Annotated in this window: 20 protein-coding genes; 13 read left to right on the top strand and 7 right to left on the bottom strand. The window is 71.0% G+C overall.

Annotated elements, in window-relative coordinates; all coding sequences use genetic code 11:
* Positions 1–517 precede the first annotated feature (517 nt).
* Positions 518–1,012 (bottom strand): DUF1877 family protein, encoded by a 495-nt coding sequence (locus ABD355_RS32725; protein WP_344404505.1) that lies wholly within the window; start codon positions 1,010–1,012, stop codon positions 518–520.
* 167 nt (positions 1,013–1,179) lie between these two features.
* Between ABD355_RS32725 and ABD355_RS32720 the strand changes: the two genes are divergently transcribed.
* Positions 1,180–1,572, top strand: a complete 393-nt coding sequence (locus ABD355_RS32720) for a hypothetical protein (RefSeq protein WP_344404504.1) — start codon at positions 1,180–1,182, stop codon at positions 1,570–1,572.
* A 129-nt stretch (positions 1,573–1,701) separates the two neighbouring features.
* Here ABD355_RS32720 and ABD355_RS32715 read toward each other — a convergent pair whose 3' ends face one another.
* Complete coding sequence (locus tag ABD355_RS32715; protein ID WP_344404502.1) at positions 1,702–3,930, bottom strand: peptidoglycan recognition protein family protein; 2,229 nt, start codon at positions 3,928–3,930, stop codon at positions 1,702–1,704.
* A 304-nt stretch (positions 3,931–4,234) separates the two neighbouring features.
* Here ABD355_RS32715 and ABD355_RS32710 point away from each other — a divergent pair, with 304 nt between their 5' ends.
* The 6 genes from ABD355_RS32710 to ABD355_RS32685 all read left to right on the top strand — a co-directional run bounded on the left by ABD355_RS32710 (position 4,235) and on the right by ABD355_RS32685 (position 8,460).
* A complete protein-coding gene (locus tag ABD355_RS32710; protein WP_344404501.1) occupies positions 4,235–4,675 on the top strand; it encodes a hypothetical protein in 441 nt (146 codons plus the stop codon).
* A 168-nt stretch (positions 4,676–4,843) separates the two neighbouring features.
* Positions 4,844–5,461 (top strand): RNA polymerase sigma factor, encoded by a 618-nt coding sequence (locus ABD355_RS32705; RefSeq protein WP_344404500.1) that lies wholly within the window; start codon positions 4,844–4,846, stop codon positions 5,459–5,461.
* Positions 5,458–5,583 (top strand): hypothetical protein, encoded by a 126-nt coding sequence (locus ABD355_RS32700; RefSeq protein ID WP_344404498.1) that lies wholly within the window; start codon positions 5,458–5,460, stop codon positions 5,581–5,583. Before ABD355_RS32705 ends, ABD355_RS32700 begins: the two co-directional genes overlap by 4 nt.
* On the top strand, positions 5,576–6,343 hold the full coding sequence (locus ABD355_RS32695) for a hypothetical protein (protein ID WP_344404497.1): 768 nt from the start codon (positions 5,576–5,578) through the stop codon (positions 6,341–6,343). The genes ABD355_RS32700 and ABD355_RS32695 overlap by 8 nt, the downstream gene beginning before the upstream one ends.
* A gap of 384 nt (positions 6,344–6,727) precedes the next feature.
* Positions 6,728–7,390, top strand: coding sequence for an RNA polymerase sigma factor (locus ABD355_RS32690; protein WP_344404496.1), 663 nt, complete (start codon positions 6,728–6,730; stop codon positions 7,388–7,390).
* A complete protein-coding gene (locus ABD355_RS32685) occupies positions 7,390–8,460 on the top strand; it encodes a hypothetical protein (RefSeq protein ID WP_344404495.1) in 1,071 nt (356 codons plus the stop codon). The genes ABD355_RS32690 and ABD355_RS32685 overlap by 1 nt, the downstream gene beginning before the upstream one ends.
* A 210-nt stretch (positions 8,461–8,670) precedes the next feature.
* Here ABD355_RS32685 and ABD355_RS32680 read toward each other — a convergent pair whose 3' ends face one another.
* Positions 8,671–9,543, bottom strand: a complete 873-nt coding sequence (locus ABD355_RS32680; protein ID WP_344404494.1) for a L,D-transpeptidase family protein — start codon at positions 9,541–9,543, stop codon at positions 8,671–8,673.
* A 232-nt stretch (positions 9,544–9,775) separates the two neighbouring features.
* Here ABD355_RS32680 and ABD355_RS32675 point away from each other — a divergent pair, with 232 nt between their 5' ends.
* A complete protein-coding gene (locus ABD355_RS32675; RefSeq protein ID WP_344404492.1) occupies positions 9,776–11,356 on the top strand; it encodes an acyl-CoA mutase large subunit family protein in 1,581 nt (526 codons plus the stop codon).
* A gap of 99 nt (positions 11,357–11,455) precedes the next feature.
* Positions 11,456–12,028 (top strand): Uma2 family endonuclease, encoded by a 573-nt coding sequence (locus tag ABD355_RS32670; protein ID WP_344404700.1) that lies wholly within the window; start codon positions 11,456–11,458, stop codon positions 12,026–12,028.
* On the opposite strand, the gene ABD355_RS32665 is transcribed toward ABD355_RS32670, so the two are convergent.
* Positions 12,029–13,498 (bottom strand): FAD-dependent oxidoreductase, encoded by a 1,470-nt coding sequence (locus tag ABD355_RS32665; RefSeq protein ID WP_344404490.1) that lies wholly within the window; start codon positions 13,496–13,498, stop codon positions 12,029–12,031.
* A gap of 73 nt (positions 13,499–13,571) precedes the next feature.
* Here ABD355_RS32665 and ABD355_RS32660 point away from each other — a divergent pair, with 73 nt between their 5' ends.
* Positions 13,572–14,222 (top strand): TetR/AcrR family transcriptional regulator C-terminal domain-containing protein, encoded by a 651-nt coding sequence (locus tag ABD355_RS32660; protein ID WP_344404489.1) that lies wholly within the window; start codon positions 13,572–13,574, stop codon positions 14,220–14,222.
* 29 nt (positions 14,223–14,251) lie between these two features.
* Here the strand turns inward: ABD355_RS32660 and ABD355_RS32655 are convergent, their stop codons facing one another.
* From ABD355_RS32655 to ABD355_RS32645, 3 genes are all read right to left on the bottom strand, one after another.
* Positions 14,252–15,376 (bottom strand): acyltransferase family protein, encoded by a 1,125-nt coding sequence (locus ABD355_RS32655; protein WP_344404487.1) that lies wholly within the window; start codon positions 15,374–15,376, stop codon positions 14,252–14,254.
* 217 nt (positions 15,377–15,593) lie between these two features.
* The gene (locus ABD355_RS32650) at positions 15,594–16,934 is read right to left on the bottom strand and encodes an alpha-2,8-polysialyltransferase family protein (protein WP_344404486.1); all 1,341 of its coding nucleotides are present in this window, start codon (positions 16,932–16,934) and stop codon (positions 15,594–15,596) included.
* Positions 16,934–17,920 (bottom strand): glycosyltransferase family 2 protein, encoded by a 987-nt coding sequence (locus ABD355_RS32645; protein WP_344404485.1) that lies wholly within the window; start codon positions 17,918–17,920, stop codon positions 16,934–16,936. The genes ABD355_RS32650 and ABD355_RS32645 overlap by 1 nt, the downstream gene beginning before the upstream one ends.
* A 197-nt stretch (positions 17,921–18,117) precedes the next feature.
* On the opposite strand from ABD355_RS32645, the gene ABD355_RS32640 reads away from it, so the two are divergent.
* From ABD355_RS32640 to ABD355_RS32630, 3 genes are all read left to right on the top strand, one after another.
* Entirely contained in the window at positions 18,118–19,479 is a 1,362-nt protein-coding gene (locus ABD355_RS32640) for a DUF6716 putative glycosyltransferase (protein WP_344404484.1), read from the top strand.
* Positions 19,480–19,907: 428 nt separating this feature from the next.
* Positions 19,908–21,137: a cytidylyltransferase domain-containing protein gene (locus ABD355_RS32635; protein WP_344404483.1), complete on the top strand. Its 1,230-nt coding sequence runs from the start codon at positions 19,908–19,910 to the stop codon at positions 21,135–21,137.
* A 14-nt stretch (positions 21,138–21,151) separates the two neighbouring features.
* Positions 21,152–22,090, top strand: a complete 939-nt coding sequence (locus ABD355_RS32630; protein ID WP_344404482.1) for an N-acetylneuraminate synthase family protein — start codon at positions 21,152–21,154, stop codon at positions 22,088–22,090.
* Position 22,091 lies beyond the last annotated feature (1 nt).

The raw sequence follows: 22,091 nt of genomic DNA, 5'->3' as shown, positions 1-22,091 counted from the left end.
GGGGCCAGGGGGGAGGTCGCTTGCCGTGCTCCCTCGGTGAAAGCCGTTCCGGGGGCCAGGGGGGAGGTCGCTTGCCGTGCTCCCTCGCGGAAAATCGTTCCCGGGGCCAGGGGGGAGGCCGCTTGCTGTGCCCCTCGGTGAAAGCCGTTCCGGGGGCCAGGGGGGAGGTCGCTTGCCGCGCCCCCTCGCGGAAAATCGTTCCCGGCGCCAGGTGAGAGGCCGCTTGTCGTGCTCCCTCGGTGAAAGCCGCTCCCGGGGCCACCGGTAAAGCCGCTTCGCGTGCCCCTCGGGGAAGCCGCCTTTCGGTGCGCCCGGAAGGGCCGCCTTCACGTGCCCCTCGCGGAAGTCATCTTCCGGCGCCCTCGGGGAAGCCCCTTCCGGCGCCCTCGGGGAAGCCGCTCCCGGTGCGCCCGGAGGAGCCGCCTTCCCGTGCCCCTCGGGGAAGCCCCTTCCGGTGTCCTCGGGGAGAAGCCGTCTCCCCGCGCCGCGAAGGGCAACCTGCACCCAGGGCGGGAAATCAGCGCAGCAGGCACTTGACCACCGCGTCGCCGTACTCGGATGTCTGCTGGTAGAAGGCCGTCAGGTCGCGGTGGGTCGCGGTGATGAGGGTGTGGGTTTCTTGTTCGGTGGTGGGGCCGCCGTAGCGGGGGAGGAGGTGGTTGCGGGCCTGGTGCCAGAGGGTCTCGATGTCGGTCGAGGTGAGGAAAGCCGCCACCCTGGCCGTCTGAGCCGCGGTCAGCAGGAGGAACGGTGGGGCCTCGGGGGCGTGGTGCGGGATCGGGCGGCCGCCGAGGACCACGTGCGTGCGGGGGCCCTCCTCGGCGCGGTGCGGGGGTGCGCCCGCGTAGAGGGTGTCGTGGTCGACGTAGTGGTGGTCCAGCATCTCCTCCCGGTGGCGGTCGATCCGTCGGCGCACGGTGTCCCAGTCGTCCTCGAACAGCCGTTGCAGCCAGGTCGCGCTGTTGCGCAGGGCCGAGGGCGGCACCGCGCGGAGATGGAAGTACGGGCTCATCAGTGAGAGGAGCGCACGGAAGGGGCGAAGCGTCACTCCCGGGCAAAGCTCGCACCTGAGGGAGTCCTGTGACCGTCCTGCGGCGGCGGTGGGGCGGTACTGCGCCGGTATCGGGAACTCCCCGGAAATCGCGTGACGGATGGCCCGCCGACCCCGCTCCTGTCTATGTGACTACCTTCCACGAGACGAGGCCGAGCGCGGCGACCAAGCCCGTGCGGTGGGCGGCGGACGCGGTCGCGGCCATGCGTGAGGGCGCCCGGCTGCGCCTCGACTACTCGGCGCAGAGCCTGTGGCGCGTCGACCGGATGATCGAGGGGATACGGCAGGAAGGGGCGCCGTACGCCGCGGTGGAGAGCGTGTTGCGCGGTTTCGGGGCGTACGCCGGTGAAGTGATTGTCCGTCAGGTGGGCGCCGAGTGGTGGGCGACCGGCGGCGACCACTGGATACGCACTCCCGACGGCCGGATGTGGGACCCCTTCGACGAGGCCCGGCGCTGCTGGCACGGCGACGGTTCGCTGCGGCTGCTGTGCCGGGACGCGACCGACGGCGTCCGAAGGTGACCGCGGCGGCGAAATCGCCGTTATGAACGCGGACCCGGGCGCCCACCCCGCAAACTGCGTGGGAGCGGACGCCCGAACCGGTGGACACGGCGATGTGAACTGCCGGGAGACAGCGGCGGGTTGATATCGCTACCCGATGTAGACCAGGCCGTCCGTCGTGACCGTCGGGCGGCCGCTGGTGCCGACCACCACGATCTTCACTGTGTGCTTGGCGCTGGACGACCAGGTCTTCGTCCAGATCGCCTGGCGGTACAGGGTGGTCGACGACTTCAGGTCGACGGTGCTGACCTTCACGCCGTCGACGTAGATGTACGCCTGACCGGAGGTGGAGGCACGGCTGACCACCCAGGAGGCCGAGCGGCCGGTGAAGGTCCAGGTCAGGCTCGCACCCGTCGAGCCGCTGGAGTACGACTTCCCGCCCAGGTAGCTGGTGGAGGAACGCGCCGTCCAGCTGCCGGACTTGGTGGCCGAGGTCTCCTGAAGGATCACCGGCGTGAAGGACGCGGACGAGGTACGGGTGTTGCCCGCGTAGTCGTACGCCTTCATCGACCAGGTGCTCGCGGTGCCGGACACGGCGGTGCGGCTGGAGCTGGTGGTGGTCGGGCCGAAGGTGGCCGTCGTCGGGGTCAGCAGGCTCACCGACTTCAGGGCGGCGTTGTCGGTCGCCTTCCAGCCGAGGGTGACCGGGACGGCGCCGGTGTTGACCGTGCCGGTGCGCAGGGAGAGCTTCGGCGCGGTGGTGAAGGTCGGCGCGGTCGTCTCCGCGACGACGTTCAGCGCGGCGGTCGTCGTGGTCTTGCCGGACTGGTGCACGGCCCGCACGGCGACGCTGTGGGTGCCCAGGGCGAGCGTCGCGCCCACCGAGGTCGACGTGCCGGAGGCCGTGGCGGCGACCTTGCCGTCCACCAGCAGCTCGAACCTGGAGATCAGCGAACCCGGCGTGGTCGTCGACCAGTTCGCCGTGACGGCACCCTTGGTGTAGTACGTCGAGCCGGACAGGCCCGCACCGGACAGCGAGGTCAGCTTCAGCCCCTGCACCGGGCCGGACGCCCAGGCGCGGACGGTCGGCAGCTGGGCGTAGAGGGAGTTGCCCGGGCACTGGGTGTTGTAGCCGTCCCGGTGGCCGGAGATCCGGTTGAAGGTGTACGAGTTACCGGCGGTGAAGCCGGTCGCGAAGTAGTTCGTCTGGGTCGCACCCGCCTTGAGCTGCACGGTCGTCGCCGGGTCGGCGTTGTACTGGCCGAGCTTCCAGGCCGCGATACGGGCGATCGACTCCAGGGCCGCGTTGCTGGCGCTGGTGGAGGTGTACTCACCGAGCACCGCGATGCCGGCCGACTCGCGGTTCCAGCCGTAGGTGTGCGCGCCGAGCACCGGGAGGTCGACACCGCCCTTGCGGCCCTCGAAGATCGTGCCGCACTTGTCGACCAGGAAGTTGTAGCCGATGTCGTTCCAGCCGTTGGTCTGCGTGTGGTACGCATAGATGCCCCGGACGATCGCCGCCGAGTCGGCGCACGAGTAGTCGTTCGTGCCGTCCGTGTGGTGCACGAAGACGGCCTTCACATCGGCGTTGTACTCCGACGGGTCCGGGCTGAGCGACTCGTCCGCGCCCCAGTCGGCGCGCGAGACGATCGGCGGCTCGGGCACGGTCGACGGCGGCGCGGTGGGCGTGCCGGCCGTGGGGCTCGCGGAGGTGCTCGTCGAGGGGGACGCGGAGTCGCTCGGGGAGGCGGAGTCCGTCGGCGACGCGGAATCGGTCGGCGACGCGGAATCGGTCGGAGAAACCGAGTCGGTGGGCGACGCGGAGTCCGTCGGCGATACGGAGTCCGAGGGTGTCACATCCGCCACGTACGCGGCCGGCGCGGCCTTCTGCTCGGCGGCGGTCGCCACGCCCGGGTCGACCAGGTTGACCTCCAGCCCCTTGGGCAGGGCGGAGCCGGCGGAGCCGTCCTTGCGTACGACCTGGACCTGCACGCCGTCGGAGGGGCCGACCCAGAGCGGCTCGGAGGCACCGCGCGCGCCGGCGCCCGCCTTCGGGTCCTCCAGCGGGTCGACGTTCGCCTCCAGGTCCTTCCAGGCGGTCCACTCGCCGGTCTCGATGCTGTGGGTGCGCACCTGGGCGGTGCCGTGCAGCCGCTTCCCGGCGTCCTTCCAGGAGACGCCGAGCATCGAGAACTGCTTGGTCTGCGTGCGCGGCAGTTCCCGCTTGCCGCTCGCCGCGTTCTGCAGGGCCAGGGCGTAGACCTTCACCGGCCGCTTGGCCTGGCCGTGCCCGGAGGACGGGCCGGCGATCGCGTACGTCGCCACACCTCCGCCGCCCAGTACCACCGCGCCGAGCGTGATCCACGCCCGTCGCTTCATGCTCAGCGGTCTGTACGCACGCGTACCGCGAGGACTCACTTACCCCACCCCTAGAAAAGGACCATGACTGCCACACCTGTCACAGAGCAGGTGGCACTTACACACAGCGCTCGGCCCTGGCCAAACGTCACTCGGCGGCCGGCGTGCCCGGTCCCCGCCGGCAGGCGGCACGCCCGCCCTTCTTCACTTGCTCGTGTGGCGATCGACACGTCTCTGACCGGTGATGCTCGTGGCCTCGCTGCCGCTTCCTGAAGGGGGGAAGCGCTCCGCGACTTCCCGGGCCGAGCGAACGGGGAGCCATCTCATGGACGAAGTGGGCGAAGCGCACACGCGCGTGCCGTGCGCGAGCGAGATGCGGGCGTGTGCGGCCGTCCTCGTTTCGCGCGTCACCGCCCGCAACCGGCTGCCGCTGGACTACTCCGAGCGCAGTCTGCGGGTCGTCGACTTCATGATCGACGGGTTGCGCAAGGGCGGCGCCGACCTGGAGCGGGCGCGCGGCACGCTCTTCGGGCTGGGGGCGTACGTCGGTGAGGTGCTCGTCCGTCGCGCGGGGGCCGTATGGGTGGACTTCGACGCCCAGCAGCGCGGGTACTTCGGCCAGCCGGTCGGCGTGCGGATGCCGGACGGGCGGGTCTGGAACCCTCTCGGGAAGGTCGTCAACCGCTTCGAGACCGGCGGCCCCGAGGACTCCCTCCAGCTCTTCTGTCTGAAGCTGCACGGACGGGCGAGGCGAGCCGCCGCATGAGGGCGTTCAGCACGGCGGCACATGCTGCACACCCGTGACATCCGACCGGCTGTGACACTTCCGTGACGCCTGACGCAGAGGGTCGTGAAGGCGCGCGCACGGACCGAGGTGACGCGCGGCGCGGGCTCGGCAGAGCCACCTTCGCACTCGTACGAACGAGGACAGTTGTTGCGCCAGGGACGCGAACCCCGCCCCGTGCAGCCGTACGACGGGGAGCTGGGCGCGGCCGTCGCGCGGGCCCAGGAGGGCGACGAGGCCGCCTTCGCGGTCGCGTACCGGATCGTGCAGCCCGGCCTGCTCGGCTATCTGCGCGGGATCGTCGGCGACGACGCCGAGGACGTCGCCTCCGACGCCTGGCTGGAGATCGCCCGAGACCTCAGGCGCTTCAAGGGCGACGGGGCGGGCTTCCGCGGCTGGACCGCGACCATCGCCCGGCACCGCGCCCTGGACCATCTGCGCCGGCAGAAGGTACGGCCCCGGTCGGCGGCGCTGGAACAGGACGTACTGGAGCTGCCCGGTACCCACAACACCTACGACCAGGCGCTGGAGGCGCTCTCCACCGAGCGCGCCCTGGAGCTGGTCCGCAGCCTGCCCCGCGACCAGGCCGAGGCCGTACTGCTGCGCATCGTCGTCGGCCTCGACGGCCCCGCGGCGGCCCGCGTCCTCGGCAAGCGCCCCGGCGCCGTGCGCACGGCCGCGCACCGCGGGCTGAAGCGCCTCGCGGCCCGGCTGGGCGCCCCAGGTGTGACGAATGAGGATCCCCGGACGCTGGGGGAGTCGAAATGAACGTCGACGGCGAAACGAACGTCAACGACGGAATGAACATCAACGACGCGATGAACGTCAACGACGGCAGGGACGGCCGCGAGGGCCGGCCGTCGGACACGGATGGATACGGACATGGGTGAACGGCAGAGCGACGGCAGTGCCCCCGGCGGCCGTCGGCGCGTACACCCCGGCGGGACCCTGTCGGGCACCGAGGACTGGCCTGCCGGACCCGTACTGGAGGGCCTGCTCGCCGACGCGATGCGCGCGGGCGCGCTCGACGCCGACGCCGAGCAGCGGGCCGTCGCGGCGTTCCGGGCCGCCCGCGACGCCGGGGCGCTACGCGCGCGGACCCGGCGCCGCGACGACTGGCGCCCGCGTGAGCACGGCCGGACCCGTCGCTCCCTGCGGGCCACCCTGACGCTGGCCCTGGCCGGACTCACCATGGGCGGTGTCGCGTTCGCGGCGATCGGCTCGGTGGGCGGCGCCTCGCACGACGACGGACAGGCGGCCCGGCAGCGGCGGCACGCGCCGGCAGTGCCCTCCGCGACGGCCTCCGGCACGCCAGGTGCCGCCGCCACACCGGACCAGCCGGAGACGGCCAAGGACACCGAGGCGCACTGCCGGGCGTACGAGAAGAAGGTCGACGGCAACGGCAAGGCGCTGGACTCGGCGGCCTGGCAGCGGCTGATCGCGGCCGCGGGCGGTGAGGCGAACGTCACGGCCTACTGCGCCGAGCAGCTCGGGCAGTCGACGGCCACCCCCGAGCCGGGCAAGGACGACAGGACCGCCAAGGCCGAGAACACCGCGAAGGCCGGGAACAAGGGCAAGGGCGATGGCTCCGGCAAGTCCGGGAAGCCGGAGAAGAGCACCGGCAAGGCGAGCGGCAAGAGCGGCAACTGACCACCGGCTGAAGGCACGAGCGGCGAAAACAGCCGACTCGGCATGCCCCGGTACGGCCCTCACGCCCCCGGACGTCTGCCGTCGGGAGCGGCAACCGAAGCAACGGCCGGGGCCGCCACCCCCCACAGGAGAGGCCCCGGCCGTCGCGCGGTCGGGCCGCGCGGCGGCCCGTACTCTCTACAGCGCCGAGAGTGCGGTTTCTGTCACACCCCGGGTACAGGGAGCCCCTCCGCAGGGTGGTTGCATGGGGTACGGACATGGACGAGCGGCGGTTTCAGGTCGTAACGTGCCTTTCGCGCCGGGCGCGGAAGACGAACGACCATCGCAGACCATCGCAACGATCGGCGGCCTCGACGCCGCGACCATCGAACGAGGAACCATCGGGTGCTGGGGGACGACGCGGAGCTGACCGCCGCGGTGCTTGCGGCACAGGACGGGAACGAGACCGCGTTCCGGACTGTGTACCGGGCCGTGCATCCGCGGCTGCTCGGGTACGTCCGCACGCTCGTCGGCGATCCGGACGCCGAGGACGTCGCGTCCGAGGCCTGGCTGCAGATCGCCCGTGATCTGGACCGGTTCAGCGGCGACGCGGACCGCTTCCGCGGCTGGGCCGCCCGGATAGCCCGCAACCGTGCGCTGGACCACATACGGATGCGCGGCCGCCGCCCGGCGATCGGCGGCGACGAAACGGAACTGACCGGCAGGGCCGCCGAGTCCGACACCGCGGGCGAGGCCATGGAGTCCCTGGCCACCGACCACACCCTCTCGCTGATCGCCCGGCTGCCGCAGGACCAGGCCGAGGCCGTCGTGCTGCGCGTGGTCGTGGGCCTCGACGCCAAGACCGCCGCCGAGACGCTCGGCAAGCGCCCGGGTGCCGTACGCACCGCGGCGCACCGTGGTCTGAAGCGGCTCGCGGAACTGCTCGGCGAGGATCCGGAATCGAGCGTCGGCCTGGACGGGCTGCCGCTCCAGAGGGAACCGCGCGACCGCGCGGTGACGTCCGCGAGTGTGACGCAAAGCGTTGCGCGGACGCAGAAGGACATGTGATGGCCGACGAGCGCTGTGCCTTTCCGGGGGATTCGGAGCCCGCCGGCGGCTCCGCCGCGGGCCCGAGCCCCGACCGGTGGCTGGACCGCGAAACGGCGGAGCTCCTGCTGCGCGGAGAGTCACTCGAAAGTGTCGACCCCGCCTCCCGCGACCAGGCCGAACGGCTCGCGAAGACCCTCGACGGGCTGATCGTCGAGGCCCCGCTGAGCAGTGCCGAACTCCCCGGCGAGGCCGCCGCGCTGGCCGCCTTCCGGGCGGCCCGGTCCGGCGCGCTCCCCGAGCAGGTCGCCGCCGGGCGGCACCGTTCCCGCTCCCGGGCCTCCGATGCCGGGCTCGTCCGCATCGGCGGTTCCGACGCGGCCCCCCGGCGCTCCCGCTGGGGCCGGCCCGCGCGCTTCGGGCTGACGGCCGCCCTGGCCGCCGGCATGGTCGGCGGTGTCGCGTTCGCGGCGACCTCCGGGGTGCTCCCGACGCCGTTCGGCCACGACGAGCCCGGCCCCGTCGCCTCCGTCTCGGTCGGCGCGAGCCCCAACCGCCCGCTGGTGTCCCCCTCGCAGAACAGCGCCCTGGGCGACACCACCCCCGACGGCACCAGCTCTCCGTCCGCCGGCCCGACGACCCGGCACGGCTCGACCGGCGGCGGCTCCTCGGCCAAGCCCGGCTCCGGCTCCCAGGACGGGCAGGCCACCGGCGGCGGCTGGTGGCTGGGTGCCCCGGCGGCCTGCCGCGACGTGCGCGACGGCAAGGAACTCACCGGCGACCGCAGGCGGGCCCTGGAGGGCGCGGCGGGCGGTTCCGGCGCGGCCCGCGTCTGGAAGTACTGCAAGAACGTCCTGGCCGGCACCGACGGCGCGTCCCGCGGCGGCGGCGACGAGGACGGCAAGGGCAAGGGCGGACAGGGCAACCACAACGGCAAGGGCGGCGACCAGGGGGATCAGGGTGGTGACGGCGACGGCCATCACATAGCCCCCGGCCCCACCGTCACACCGCCCTCCCTCCCGCCGTTTCTGCCGAGGCAGCTGGTGACGACACCGACCCCGTTCCCGAAGCCGACGTACAGCGCGCTCTGACCTGCGGTTTTGCAGCTCGCGAAATTTTCTCCGGCCCGCCAGTAACGTTTTCGGCCCCACCCGCGCAGTACTGAGTGAGCCGACTGGTCATCGGCCGTCGCACAGAGCCGGGGTTCCCCCCGTACCCACGGCTCGTGCATCGGCGCGGGCGGGACACGTTCCCCCGGTTCCGCCCGCGCCCCACTCACTTCTCTCCCCGGCTCCGGGGGCTCACCGGTACACGACGACCTTGTCGCCGTCGTTCACCTGCGCGTACAGATCCGCGATCGCCGACTCGTCCCGGACGTTGACACAGCCGTGCGAGGCGCCGGCGTAACCGCGGGCCGCGAAGTCGTACGAGTAGTGCACGGCCTGGCCGCCGCTGAAGAACATCGCGTACGGCATGGACGAGTCGTAGAGCGTCGACCAGTGGTGGCGGGACTTCCAGTACACGTGGAAGACGCCCTCGCGGGTGGGCGTGCCGGTCGCGCCGAAGCGGACCGACATCGTCGACACCGTCCGCCCGTCGATCATCCAGCGCAGGGTGCGGCTCGTCTTGTCGATGCACAGCACCCGCCCGGTCAGACACCGCGGATCGGCAGGACCCGCGGGCTGACCGCCCATCAGATACAGTTCCCACTTCCCCGGCTCGTGCGTCATCCTCAGCAGCCGCTGCCAGGTCACGGTGTCCGTCCGGCCGGTCTTCGGCAGCCCGCGCTTGCCCTGGAAGCCCTTCACGGCCTCCTCGGTCAGGTCGTCGTACGACCCGGTCGGACCGTCGAAGAGCCAGTCGACCTGACGCAGCCGGGCCTGGAGTTCCCGCACGTCGTCCCCGGAGTCGCCGCGGGACCACAGCACGGCGGAACCGGCCGTCGAGGGCGAAGCGCCCGGCTTGTCGCCGGAGCCGGAGCCTGACCCGGAATCGGAGCCGGAGCCTGACCCGGAATCGGAGCCGGATGTGCCGGAGGGAGCCTTGCTGCCCGGCAGCTGGATGTGCACGGGGGAGTTCCCCTTGCCGTCCGTGCCCTGCACGGTGCAGCCGCACACGGCGGCCAGCGCCGCGAGTACTGCCGAAGCAGCGATCGATCTCCCCACGCCCGTCATACGCACAGCGCCCCCCGTCGTCTCACCGATGCAACCGACAGCCCCGCGTTTGACTGAGATGCTGCCCGCGGATGACGGGTTGCGAACGGCGGGGCATGGTTGTGACGGAGACCGCAAAACCGCTGTGAGGAAGCTCCCAGCGTGCTTCCCTCCACCGACTGCACGCACACCGCTACAGTCCGCAGGAGGGTCGGTCTGTACTGGCCAGTAACTCAGCGGGAGGCATCACACCATGGCGCGCGAGTCGGAGTCCGGACTCCCCATCGAACCGGTCTACGGGCCTGAGGACCTTGCGGGCTGGGACCCGGCCGAGAAGCTGGGCGAGCCCGGCCGGTACCCCTTCACCCGCGGTGTCTACCCGTCGATGTACACGGGCCGCCCCTGGACCATGCGCCAGTACGCCGGTTTCGGCACGGCGGTGGAGTCCAACGCCCGCTACAAGCAGCTCATCGCCAACGGCACGATGGGCCTGTCGGTCGCCTTCGACCTGCCGACCCAGATGGGCCACGACTCCGACGCCCCCATCGCGCACGGCGAGGTCGGCAAGGTCGGCGTGGCGATCGACTCCGTCGAGGACATGCGGGTGCTGTTCGGCGGGATCCCGCTGGACAAGGTCTCGACGTCGATGACGATCAACGCGCCCGCGGCCCTATTGCTGCTCATGTACCAGCTGGTCGGCGAGGAGCAGGGCGTGCCGGCCACCCAGCTCACCGGCACGATCCAGAACGACGTGCTGAAGGAGTACATCGCGCGGGGCACGTACATCTTCCCGCCGAAGCCCTCCCTGCGGCTGATCGCCGACATCTTCAAGTACTGCAAGTCCGAGATCCCGAAGTGGAACACGATCTCGATCTCCGGCTACCACATGGCCGAGGCGGGCGCCTCCCCCGCGCAGGAGATCGCCTTCACCCTGGCCGACGGCATCGAGTACGTCCGCACGGCGGTCGCCGCCGGCATGGACGTCGACGACTTCGCGCCCCGGCTCTCCTTCTTCTTCGTGGCCCGTACGACGATCCTCGAAGAGGTCGCCAAGTTCCGTGCGGCCAGGCGCATCTGGGCCCGCGTGATGAAGGAGGAGTTCGGCGCGAAGAACCCGAAGTCGCTGATGCTGCGCTTCCACACGCAGACCGCGGGCGTCCAGCTGACGGCCCAGCAGCCGGAGGTGAACCTGGTCCGCGTCGCCGTCCAGGGCCTGGCCGCGGTCCTCGGCGGCACCCAGTCGCTGCACACGAACTCCTTCGACGAGGCGATCGCGCTGCCCACGGACAAGTCCGCGCGCCTCGCCCTGCGCACCCAGCAGGTGCTGGCCTACGAGACCGATGTGACGGCCACCGTCGACCCCTTCGCGGGTTCCTACGTCATCGAGAAGATGACGGACGACGTGGAGGCGGCCGCCGTCGAGCTGATGGCCAAGGTGGAGGAGCTGGGCGGCGCGGTCAACGCGATCGAGCACGGCTTCCAGAAGTCCGAGATCGAGCGCAGCGCCTACCGCATCGCCCAGGAGACCGACTCCGGCGAGCGGGTCGTGGTCGGCGTCAACCGCTTCCAGCTCGACGAGGAGGAGCCCTACGAGCCGCTCCGCGTCGACCCCGCCATCGAGGCCCAGCAGGCCGAACGCCTGGCGAAGCTGCGCGCCGAACGTGACCAGCCGGCGGTCGACGCGGCCCTGGCGGCCCTGAAGAAGGCGGCCGAGGGCGAGGACAACGTCCTCTACCCGATGAAGGACGCACTGCGGGCGCGGGCGACGGTGGGCGAGGTGTGCAACGCGTTGCGGGAGGTCTGGGGGACTTACGTGCCGTCGGACGCCTTCTGAACGGGGTGATTCCCTCGAATGAGTGATCGAGGGCGGAAACGGCCCGGCCCCGGTTAATCTCGTGGAGGGTGTTCCCGAAAGGAGGGTGCCGTGGCTGTGATGCTGCACGAGTCGTCGCTTTCTGATGCTGCCGACCGGCTCTGGGAGGAGCTGCCCGGGCACCGGGTGGAGATCCTCAACGGGAGCATTGTTGTGACACCGCCGCCGGATGGGCCTCATCAAGTGACGCTTTCCTGGTTGATCGTGGAGTGCCACAAAGCGGGAGACCGGAAGGCCGGGCTCAGAACGGTGGCGGGGATCGGCTTGTGGCTGCCGACGGGGCCCGAGGACTACGCGGTGCCGGATTTGGCCGTTGTCGACGCCGATTACAAGGACGCCCTCGTCGAGAAGAATTGCTATGCGCCGCACGTCTTCCGTCTGGTCCTGGAGGTGACCTCCTCCAACTGGACCAACGACACGGCCACCAAGGTCGATGTCTACGCCCGGGCCAACATCCCCGCCTACCTCGTCGCCGACCGCAAACACGACGAGGTCCTCCTCTACACCGACCCGTCCGACGGCAAGTACCCCGACCCCGTCTGCTACAAGCGCGGCCAAAGCGTGCCCGTGCCCGAGTCCGTCGGCGTCAGCCCCGAACTCTCCGTGGACACGCTCCTCGACGGCGACGACTGATCACTGGCGCAGGGCGAACCGAGCGAGGTACTCCGCGAGCCCGGCCGCCGAGTCGCCCGCCCAGCCGACGTAACCGTCCGGCCGTACGAGGAACAGGCCTTTTCCGTGCGGCTGCTGGGCGGACCCCTGCACCACGTGCACCGACTTCACGTCCAGGGCGGGTGTCTCCGTGCCGAGCGCCACCAGCGTCCAGTGCGGGCCCCGGAACGCGTCGAAGAGCCGTACGCCGTCGATCGTCGTGTCCGGTGCGCGATCGCCCGCACGGACCGCCCCCGCGTCGGCTCGCGTGTCCTTCGTCAGCGACGACCCCCGGTAGCCGAGCCCGAGCTGGACGGTCGCCGCGCCCCGCCTCACCTCTCCGCGGTGCACGCCCGTGGAGATGCCGAGCATCTGCGCCGCGATGGGGCGCCGCTCCTCCGCGTACGTGTCGAGGAGCGCGGCGGGAGCTCCGCCCCGCAGCACCGCCCCCAGCTTCCAGCCCAGGTTGTACGCGTCCTGGACGCTGGTGTTGAGTCCCTGGCCGCCGGCGGGGGAGTGCACGTGCGCCGCGTCCCCGGCGAGGAAGACCCGCCCGCTGTGGAAGCGGTCCGCGAGGGCTGCGCGCGGGCGGAACTCCGAGGCCCAGCGGACCTCCGTTACGTCCTCGGGGGCCAGATGCGAGCGCGCGGCGGCGACCTTGCGGATGCCGTCCAGGGAGACGTCCACCGCGGTCCCCTCCGGGAACTGGGCGACCAGCTGGAAGTCCTCCGTACCGGTGAGCGGGCAGATGGCCATGTAGCCGTCGTCGTCCCCGCGTGGCGGGAAGACATGCCAGTTGTCGCGGTCCAGGCCGCTGATCCGGACGTCGGACACCAGGACCGGCTTCGGGTCGACCGTCTCGCCGGTCATGCCGATGCCGAGCGCGCGCCGCACGGCCGAGCGTCCGCCGTCGGCGGCGACGACGTACCGGGCGCGAAGTTCCGGACCGGACGCGAAGCGCACGCTCACGCCGTCCTCGTCCTGGTCGAGCCCGACGACCTCACGGCCGAACTCGACCCGCCCTCCCCCACTCTCGGCTTCGCTCGAGCGGGGGGACCCCCATAGCTCCTCCAGCCGCGCGAACAGGATTTCCTGCGTCCGCCACTGCGGCACCATCCACGGCTCGGTGAACGCCGAGTCCGCGGCCGCCTCCTTCACCTCGTCGGCGTCGAACATCCGGTGCTCGCCGACCCGTTCGCCGTCCCGCCAGATCATCCCGGCCGGATAGGGCCCGCCGGCCGCGAGGATCGCGTCCAGCACCCCGAGATCCTCCAGGACCTCCATGGTGCGCGGCTGCAGGCCCTTGCCGCGCGAACCCGGGAACAGCCCGTCCGCCTTCTCCACCACCACTGCGTTCACGCCCCGCCGGGCGAGGTCGACGCCGAGGGCCAGACCGGTCGGGCCCGCCCCCACGATCACGACATCGATCACGGCATCCGAAGCACGACTCATGATCCCTCACTCCTTAACGCTGTTAAGTTCCCCTGGCCCCGAGAGTGCCCTTAACGCTGTTAAGCTGTCAAGTGTGAGTACGGAACGACGCGCGCCCCTCGACCGCAAGCGGGTCGCGGACACCGCCCTGAGGCTCCTGAACGAGGTGGGCCTGGACGGCCTGTCCCTGCGGGTCATCGCCAAGGAACTGGACGTCAAGGCGCCCGCCCTGTACTGGCACTTCAAGGACAAGCAGGCACTGCTCGACGAGATGGCCACGGAGATGTACCGGCGGATGGTCGCCGGGGCGGCCCTCGATCCGGACGACACCTGGCAGGAGCGGATGGCCAAGACGTACCGAGGGCTGCGGGAGGCTCTGCTTCGCTACCGCGACGGCGCGAAGGTCTACAGCGGCGCGCGCTTCACCGGTACGGACCATGCCCGGGAGATGGAGCAGAACCTACGGCTGTTCACGGCCGCGGGTTTCAGCCTCGCCGAGGCCGTGCGGGCCAACCAGACCGCGTACGCCTTCACCATCGGTTTCGTCACCGAGGAACAGGGCGTCCGCCCGCTGCCGGACGAACGCCGCGAAGGCTATGACGTGGCCGAACGGGCCCGGCGGCTCGCAGAGTTCCCGCTCTCGGCGGCCGTCGGCGCGGAACTCTTCGCGGACTACGACCGGCACTTCGAGGAAGGGCTGGAGCTGGTCATTGCGGGGACCGAGGCGCGGTACGGCCGCACCTGAGCGGTGCGTCGGCGTCCGGTGAGCAGGTCTCAGCGCGGTCCGGACAGTGCCGCGCGCAGCTTCGGTGTCAGTCGCTTCTCGACGTAACGATTCAGCAGCCAGGCCAGCAGCAGCATCGACGCGATCGTCAGGGCGAAGGTCTCTGCCGACGGCAGGCCGAGGCCGATGTGCAAAGCGTGGATCACCACCCAGCCCAGGTGCTCGTGGACCAGGTAGAACGGGTACGTCAGCGCCCCGGCCACGGTCAGCCAGCGCCAGTTCGCCCAGTTCAGCCAGCCCAGAGCGATCGCGGCGACCGCGACGAAGCCGAATGCGACGATGAGGGTGATGCCGAGCGAGGAGCGGTGCGCGAAGGCGTGCGGGGCCGACGCGTTCCACAGGCCGCGCACCGCGTAGTGCTGCCCGATCAGGAAGCTCACGGCCACGATGCCCCAGGCGTAGACGTCGCGCCGGTCGCGGTGGACGAGGTAGAGCCCGACACCGCCGATGAAGAAGGGCGCGTACTCGGGTATCAGCACGATGTCGAGCAGCGGCATCTTCGCTCCCTGCGCGATCGCCGCCGCCAGCGTCCAGCCGGCGCAGAAAAGGATCACGCGGCGACGGGTCGCCCCGGGCACTACGACGCACAGCGCGAACAGCGCGTAGAAGCGGATCTCCGCCCAGAGCGTCCAGCACACCCCCAGCACCCGGTCCACGCCCAGCGGTTGCTGGAGCATCGTCAGGTTCACCAAGGTGTCGCTCGGCGACAGGGCCTTGTAGGCGACCATCGGCAGCGCGAACACCGCCGACACGAGGAGGATCGCAGCCCAGTAGGCCGGCAGCAGCCGGGCGGCGCGGGAGGCGAAGAACGACTTCAGGGGCCGGCCCCAGCCGCTCATGCAGATCACGAATCCGCTGATCACGAAGAAGACCTGGACACCGAGGCAGCCGTAGGCGAAATAGCCGTGCAGCATGGGGAACTGGTGCTCGGCGGAACTTCCCCAGGCTCTGGTGACCTCGCCACCGCGTCCGCCGTAGTGATACGCCGCCACCATCAGCGCGGCGATCAGTCGCAGTCCGTCCAGGGCGCGGAGCCGGGTTTCGCGGGGCTGCGGCCGTGCCGGCCGTTGGTTGACCGGCGCGACGGGCGCGGGTCGGACGGTCGTGCTGGTCACAGAATTCCCCTCGGTGGCGCTCACTCTCACGGGTGCCTCACAGCACGTTAGTCCGAATGACAGTGATGCCTTGGCCGGGAAAACCATGATTCGCCGTGTGGTCCCGGTGAGTTCATCTGAGTGTCGCCCTGGCTTCTCGCGTTCACTCGGAATTCCCGTCGCGGAGTGCCCGACGGCGGGCCCCCACTTGCGCGGGGGCCCCGCTCTGCTCGCCGCCCTACGGCGCCTGTCGTCCTACGGCCTTCTTCAGCGCCCGCGCCCGGCGGACCACCCGGCGGGCCGTGGAGTTGCGGGGGAGGAACGCCAGGCGCTCCGGGATGCCCCCGGGCAGCCCCAGCGCAGTCAGCCGCTTCCGCCTGAAGTACCGCTTGGTGCGCGTGGACAGGTGCTTGGAGAGGTAACGTTCCGCAGCGGTCCGCAGGGACGGGTAGATCTGCGGCTGCATCGTGTAGCTCAAGGTGTCGAGAAGCCCGTCCACCGTGCTCGCGGCCAGCGTCTTCTCACCCTTGCCGCCCTCCAGGTCCGGCAGCAGCGCATCGGCGAGAACCACCGGCACCCGGTTGCTGTTCTGGTACGGCGTGAGCCCGCCCAGCAGCGGTGCCGTACCGATACGGGCGACCGGAAGGCCGTAGAACGCGGACGCCGTGAAGAGTGCCGTGGAGAAGCAGCCCACCACCAGGGCGGGCCGGGACCGCTCGAACAGCACCTCGGCGAGGACGGGCAGGTCCAGGACGGTGAGGTCCACGCCCAGCTTGCCGGCCTCGGTCTCCAGGGCGCGGCTGTAGCGGGCCGGCGCGGTGGGGTGCGGCTTGAAGACGATCGAGCGGTGCCCGCGCTCGACCGCCCCGCGCATCATCCGTACGTGCAGGTCCTCCTCCTCCTCGGGGGAGAGGATGCCCAGCGCGGACAGGTACTGGCCGAGCAGCAGCGCCGAGTTGTCGGGCAGCACCGGCAGGTCCTCGACGGACGAGGCGAGTTCGCCCATCACCTTGAGGAACGCCTCGGTCGGCACGAGCTCCGCCGGGACGTCGAACTCGGTCAGCAGCCGCGGGGTCAGATCCGGCACCAGGTCCAGGTGGAGCAGCCGCCGCACACGCGTGCCGACCAGCGGGTCGATCTTGTTGCGGGTGGGGCCGTAGCTCATCAGGCCGTCCGCGTAGACGTGTACGGGCGCGTCGGTGAACAGCTGGGCCACCGTCAGCGCCGGGGCGACCTGGATGGACTCCACGACCAGCTCCACCCGGTCGTCGCCCAGGCCCCAGAGCAGCCGCAGATAGCGCTCGAAGAGCGGGACGTCGTCCTGGCGCGGGGTCCAGGCGCCCGGGTGGAAGGGGTTGATGGCCTCGTTCCAGGACAGGATCTCGTCGAAGTGATCGCGCAGCGGCTCGAAGCCCGGCATCTCGTCGACGGGCGGCGTCGTCTCCGGGGTCGCCGAGTTGTTGAAGACCAGCAGCAGACTGCGGTCCTCGTCCTCGAAGCAGTCCGAGTCCAGCGCGGCGGCCAGGGTGGCGGCGCCGTACAGGGTCGAAACGCAGTAGATGCGGGTGGTACGGGGCATCAGGCAGCCGCCTTCGCTGTCGTGATCCTGCGCCGCAGCCGCCGCAGCTTCGAGGAACGGTGCAGGTCCATCGTCTCGAGCACGTCGCCGAGCATGTCCTGCGGCAGCCGCTGGATGGCGGCCGCGCTCCGCGCCCGCAGCTGCCGGTACACCGACGGCTCCCACTTGTCCTCGTCCGAGACGTGGTGGGCGATGATCGCGCAGTAGGTGCGCACCGCCTTCGGCAGCAGCCGGTCCGCGTCCGGGTCCTTCGCCGTCTCCTCGACGACCTGGTCGAAGGCGCGGATGAAGTCGAGCTGGCGGACGTCGCCGATCTGCGTCAGGGAGGACGCCACCCCGCGCCGGTAGAAGACGCCGAGCAGGCTCACCACGGCGAACGACTCCGCCTCGCGGTGCAGCTTCCAGATCCAGGGCCGGTCCTCGGCCGTGCGCAGTCCGTCGGTGAAGTGCAGCAGGCCCTGGTCCAGGAGCCGGCGGTGGTAGGCGCCCGCCCAGGCGAAGGCGTAGTCCACGGAGGTGGAACGGTCGGCGGGCAGGATCGCCTCGCGCGGGTTCAGTGCCTCCCAGCGGCGTCCGATGGGGACCCTGTTCACGCTGCGCGCACGGGCGGTCGCCTGCACATGGTCGGTGCGCACGAAGTCGACGCCCAACCCTTCGATGGCCTCGACCAGTTCGGCGAAGTAGCCGGGAGCCAGCCAGTCGTCGCCGTCCAGGAACGTCAGGTACTCGCCCTGCGCCGCGTCCAGGCCGGTGTTGCGGGCGGTGGCGAGTCCCCCGTTCTTCTCATGGCGGATATACCGCACCTGCGCCACATCGGAGAGTTCCTCGGCCGCGCGTTCGAGAATCGCCGGAGTTTCGTCCTTCGAGTGGTCGTCGACCAGTACGAACTCGAAATCCCGCTGTGCGTTCAAGCGAAGGCTTTTGAGGGTGTCCGGGGCGTATTGCTGCACGTTGTAGAACGGCACGATCACGGAAAGCTTTGGCACACGAGAAGAGTAAGAGGCAGGTCGGCGGCGTAACTTTCCGGTGCCCGTACAGGGGGTGAACTCAATGTGTCGGAACGGTGCATCACCTGTAGCTCCGCGGATTTCGCGGGCCAGTTCGGCTCTCGGCGGGGCGTTGTTAACTTTTTGTTGAGGTGCGGTTGGGCCGCGCCTCGGAATTGCTTCTTACCGTCTTCGGCGTGCCACCAAGTACCTCGAAGCCCACGCGAATCGCCGTACTCGCGGACTCCGACACCCGCTGGAAATGGGGTGCGCTGACCGCGGCTCGTATCGCCCCGGGCCCGTCCATGGAAACCGCACCCGGCAAGGACGCGCAAGTCGGTCCCGAGCTGAGCGGATTCCTGCTGCGCGGGCGGGCGACGCCCACCGCCCGCCAGCTGGCGGAGGTCGGTGTGCGCGCCGACTCCCTCCGGGAGGTCACGGCGGTCGAGTTCCTGCGCGCGATGGCCGAGGAGGAGTACGACGTCCTCGTCCTCGCCCTCGTCGGCGGTGGCGTACAGGCGATGCTGCACGGCCTGCGGCGCGTGTGGGAGGGCCGCGAGCGGCGCCCCGTGGTCGTCACCGGCTATGTCGGCGTCGTCTACGAGAAGCTCGCCGACGGCCTCCTGCTGCGGCACGGCGCGGACCTCGTCCTCGCCAACTCCCGCCAGGACGCGGAGCGTTTCAGGGCGGTGTACGAGGGGGTGGGCGCCGACGCCTCGTCGGTGACCGAGGTGGCACTGCCGTTCCTGGGCGGGGCGGCCTACGAAGGTGAGCACGACCCCTACACCGTGGTGTTCGCCGTGCAGCCGTCCGTCCCGGACAGCCGCAGGGACCGCACCTACCTGCTCGACCGGCTGATCCGGCACGCCCGGCTGCACCCCGAGCGCGAGGTGCTGCTGAAGCTGCGCTCCAAGCCGGGCGAGCACACCACGCACATCGAGGAGCAGCCCTACCAGAAGCTGGTCCAGCGGCTCGATCCCCCGGCCAACTTCCGCCTCGTCTACGGGAACATGGGCGAGGTCCTCGACCGCACCGACCTGCTGGTCACCATCAGCTCGACGGCCGCGCTGGAGTCCCTGCACCGCCGCATCCCGACGGTCGTCCTGACCGACCTCGGCATCCGTGAGGTCCTGGGCAACCACCACTTCGTCGGCTCCGGATGCCTCGCCTCCTGGGATCAGCTGGACGCCGGGCACCGGCCGGTGGCCGACGAGGAGTGGGTGGCCCGGCAGGGCGTCGCGACGGGGGGTCCCCCCTCTGGGGGAGGCTCGTACGAGAGCGCCTTCGACGTGGCGCGGGAGCGCGTCGCCAAGCTGCTCGCGGCGCCCGAACTGCCCTCGCTCGCCCCGTACTACACACCGGCGACCGCGCCCGGTTACCTCCCCGGCATCCTCGCCCGCCACCACCTCGGCCCGGACGGCAGCCCGCTGCCCGGAGCCCCCGCCCACGACAAGGAGCCGGGCCCCGTCCGCCAGATCGTCCGCCGCGCGGCACGCGGTGCCTACCGGCACGGCGTACAGCGGGTGGCGCCTGTCATCCGGCGGATGGGGGAGCTGTGAGCACCGACAGGACGAACACGCCCATACCGACGGCGAACGCCGCAGAAGCAGCCGTCGCACGAGCGGTGTCCACCGCGAAGACAGGCGCGCTCCAGCCGGCCGGCGCGCGGGTTGCGGGCACCGCCCACACGGGGGCAGGACAGGGCGTGCCTGCCGTACACGCTGCGGCGCGAGCACTGTCCGCCCCGGACATCTCAGTCAGGCCAAGTAGGCCCGGCGAAGTCCGCTGCGGTTCGGCCGCGCCCCGAAGGGGCGCGGGGCCGTATCGAGATGCGGCTCCGCCGCCGGGAGCGACCAACCACGACGGCGCCGCAGACGACCGACGTCCCAGCGCGGCCCCGCGGCCGAGCCGCACATCGGCCCAGCCCGCGGAGCGCCCCGCCGCGTTCGCCCCGATGACTCCGCAAGGAGCCCAAGGAGTAGTCCCCATGTCCAACCCGCAAGCGGGCCGAGGCGCTTCCGTGCGCCGGGTGCTCGCGGTGATTCCCGCGCGCGGCGGCTCCAAGGGTGTGCCCGCGAAGAACCTCGCCCCCGTCGGCGGTGTGCCGCTGGTGGCCCGTGCCGTGCGGGAGTGTCTCGCCACCCGGCTGGTGACCGACGTCGTCGTGTCCACCGACGACCAGGCCATCGCAGCCGCCGCACGGGAGGCCGGCGCCGAGGTCGTGCTGCGGCCCGCCGCGATCGCCGGCGACACGGCGACCTCCGAGGCCGCCGTCCTGCACGCCATGGACGCCCACGAGGCCCTGCACGGCGCGGCCGTCGACGTGGTGGTGTTCGTGCAGTGCACCAGCCCGTTCATCATTCGCGAGGACATCGACGGGGTGGCCGCCGCGGTCCTCGAGAACGGCGCGGACACCGCGGTGACCGTGGCCCCCTTCCACGGCTTCATCTGGCGGGACGCCGAGGACGAGGTCACCGGCGGCCACGGCGTCAACCACGACAAGTCGTACCGCCCCCGCCGCCAGGACCGCCCCCAGGACCTCCTGGAGACCGGCGCCGCCTACGCGATGGACGCCCCCGGCTTCCGCAAGCACCAGCACCGCTTCTTCGGCCGTACCGAACTCGTACGCACCGACCCGGCACGGGTGCTGGAGATCGACGACCCGCACGACCTCGCGCGGGCCCGGGCCCTGGCACCCCTCTTCGACGCCGGCCGGCCCGGCTCCCTCCCGACCGCCGACGACATCGACGCGGTCGTACTGGACTTCGACGGCACCCAGACCGACGACAGGGTGCTGATCGACGCCGATGGAAAGGAGTTCGTCTCCGTGCACCGCGGAGACGGGCTCGGCATCGCCGCCCTGCGCAAGAGCGAGCTCAAGATGCTGGTCCTCTCCACGGAGCAGAACCCGGTCGTCGCCGCGCGCGCACGAAAGCTGCAGATCCCCGTGCTGCACGGCATCGACCGCAAGGACCTCGCGCTGAAGCAGTGGTGCGAGGAGCAGGGCATCGCGCCCGAGCGCGTGCTCTACGTCGGCAACGACGTCAACGACCTCCCGTGCTTCGCCCTCGTGGGCTGGCCCGTGGCGGTCGCGAGCGCCCACGACGTGGTACGCAGCGCCGCCCGTGCGGTCACCACCGTCCCCGGTGGCGACGGCGCGATCCGAGAGATCGCCAGCTGGATCCTCGGCCCCTCTCTCGACTCCCTCAACAAGTAAGGACAGTTCCTGCCATGAGCACCAACTCCCGTCTGCGCACGTTCGGTTCGAAGACCGCCGGCCCCGGTCAGCCCGTCTACGTCGTCGGCGAGATCGGCATCAACCACAACGGCGAGCTCGAGAACGCCTTCAAGCTGATCGACGCCGCCGCCGAGGCCGGCTGCGACGCGGTCAAGTTCCAGAAGCGCACCCCCGAGATCTGCACCCCGCGCGACCAGTGGGACATCGAGCGCGACACCCCCTGGGGCCGGATGACCTACATCGACTACCGCCACCGTGTGGAGTTCGGCGAGGACGAGTACCGCCAGATCGACGAGTACTCCAAGGAGAAGGGCATCGCCTGGTTCGCCTCCCCGTGGGACACCGAGGCCGTCGCCTTCCTGGAGAAGTTCGACGTCCCCGCCCACAAGGTCGCCTCCGCCTCCCTCACGGACGACGAGCTGCTGCGCGCCCTGCGCGCCACCGGCCGCACGGTCATCCTCTCCACCGGCATGTCCACCCCGAAGCAGATCCGCCACGCCGTCGAGGTCCTCGGCTCGGAGAACATCCTGCTCTGCCACGCCACGTCGACGTACCCGGCGAAGGCCGAGGAGCTCAACCTCCGCGTGATCAACACGCTGCAGGCCGAGTACCCGAACGTCCCGATCGGCTACTCCGGCCACGAGACCGGCCTGCAGACCACCCTCGCCGCGGTCGCCCTCGGCGCCACCTTCGTCGAGCGCCACATCACCCTGGACCGCGCGATGTGGGGCTCCGACCAGGCCGCCTCCGTCGAGCCGCAGGGCCTGACCCGCCTCGTCCGCGACATCCGCACCATCGAGGCCTCCCTCGGCGACGGCGTCAAGAAGGTCTACGACTCCGAGCTCGGCCCCATGAAGAAGCTGCGCCGCGTCCCGGGCGTCGTCGCCGAGGCGGAGATCGCCGCGGCGGCGGGCGAGCCGGTCGCGGTCTGAC

It is taken from the genome of Streptomyces longisporus (assembly GCF_039532765.1).
In the GTDB taxonomy this organism is placed as follows: Bacteria; Actinomycetota; Actinomycetes; order Streptomycetales; family Streptomycetaceae; genus Streptomyces; species Streptomyces longisporus.
The sequence above is the reverse complement of the archived record's forward strand: the minus strand, read 5'-3'. Positions and strand labels throughout refer to the sequence as shown.

Coding starts and splice junctions, on each gene's coding strand:
- ABD355_RS32650 (WP_344404486.1), bottom strand. CDS start 16,934: ATGCCCCGTACCACCCGCATCTACTGCGTTTCGACCCTGTACGGCGCC.
- ABD355_RS32700 (WP_344404498.1), top strand. CDS start 5,458: ATGAACGTCGACGGCGAAACGAACGTCAACGACGGAATGAACATCAAC.
- ABD355_RS32670 (WP_344404700.1), top strand. CDS start 11,456: ATGCTGCACGAGTCGTCGCTTTCTGATGCTGCCGACCGGCTCTGGGAG.
- ABD355_RS32665 (WP_344404490.1), bottom strand. CDS start 13,498: ATGAGTCGTGCTTCGGATGCCGTGATCGATGTCGTGATCGTGGGGGCG.
- ABD355_RS32715 (WP_344404502.1), bottom strand. CDS start 3,930: ATGAAGCGACGGGCGTGGATCACGCTCGGCGCGGTGGTACTGGGCGGC.
- ABD355_RS32635 (WP_344404483.1), top strand. CDS start 19,908: ATGTCCAACCCGCAAGCGGGCCGAGGCGCTTCCGTGCGCCGGGTGCTC.
- ABD355_RS32680 (WP_344404494.1), bottom strand. CDS start 9,543: ATGACGGGCGTGGGGAGATCGATCGCTGCTTCGGCAGTACTCGCGGCG.
- ABD355_RS32725 (WP_344404505.1), bottom strand. CDS start 1,012: ATGAGCCCGTACTTCCATCTCCGCGCGGTGCCGCCCTCGGCCCTGCGC.
- ABD355_RS32685 (WP_344404495.1), top strand. CDS start 7,390: ATGGCCGACGAGCGCTGTGCCTTTCCGGGGGATTCGGAGCCCGCCGGC.
- ABD355_RS32710 (WP_344404501.1), top strand. CDS start 4,235: ATGGACGAAGTGGGCGAAGCGCACACGCGCGTGCCGTGCGCGAGCGAG.
- ABD355_RS32630 (WP_344404482.1), top strand. CDS start 21,152: ATGAGCACCAACTCCCGTCTGCGCACGTTCGGTTCGAAGACCGCCGGC.
- ABD355_RS32675 (WP_344404492.1), top strand. CDS start 9,776: ATGGCGCGCGAGTCGGAGTCCGGACTCCCCATCGAACCGGTCTACGGG.
- ABD355_RS32695 (WP_344404497.1), top strand. CDS start 5,576: ATGGGTGAACGGCAGAGCGACGGCAGTGCCCCCGGCGGCCGTCGGCGC.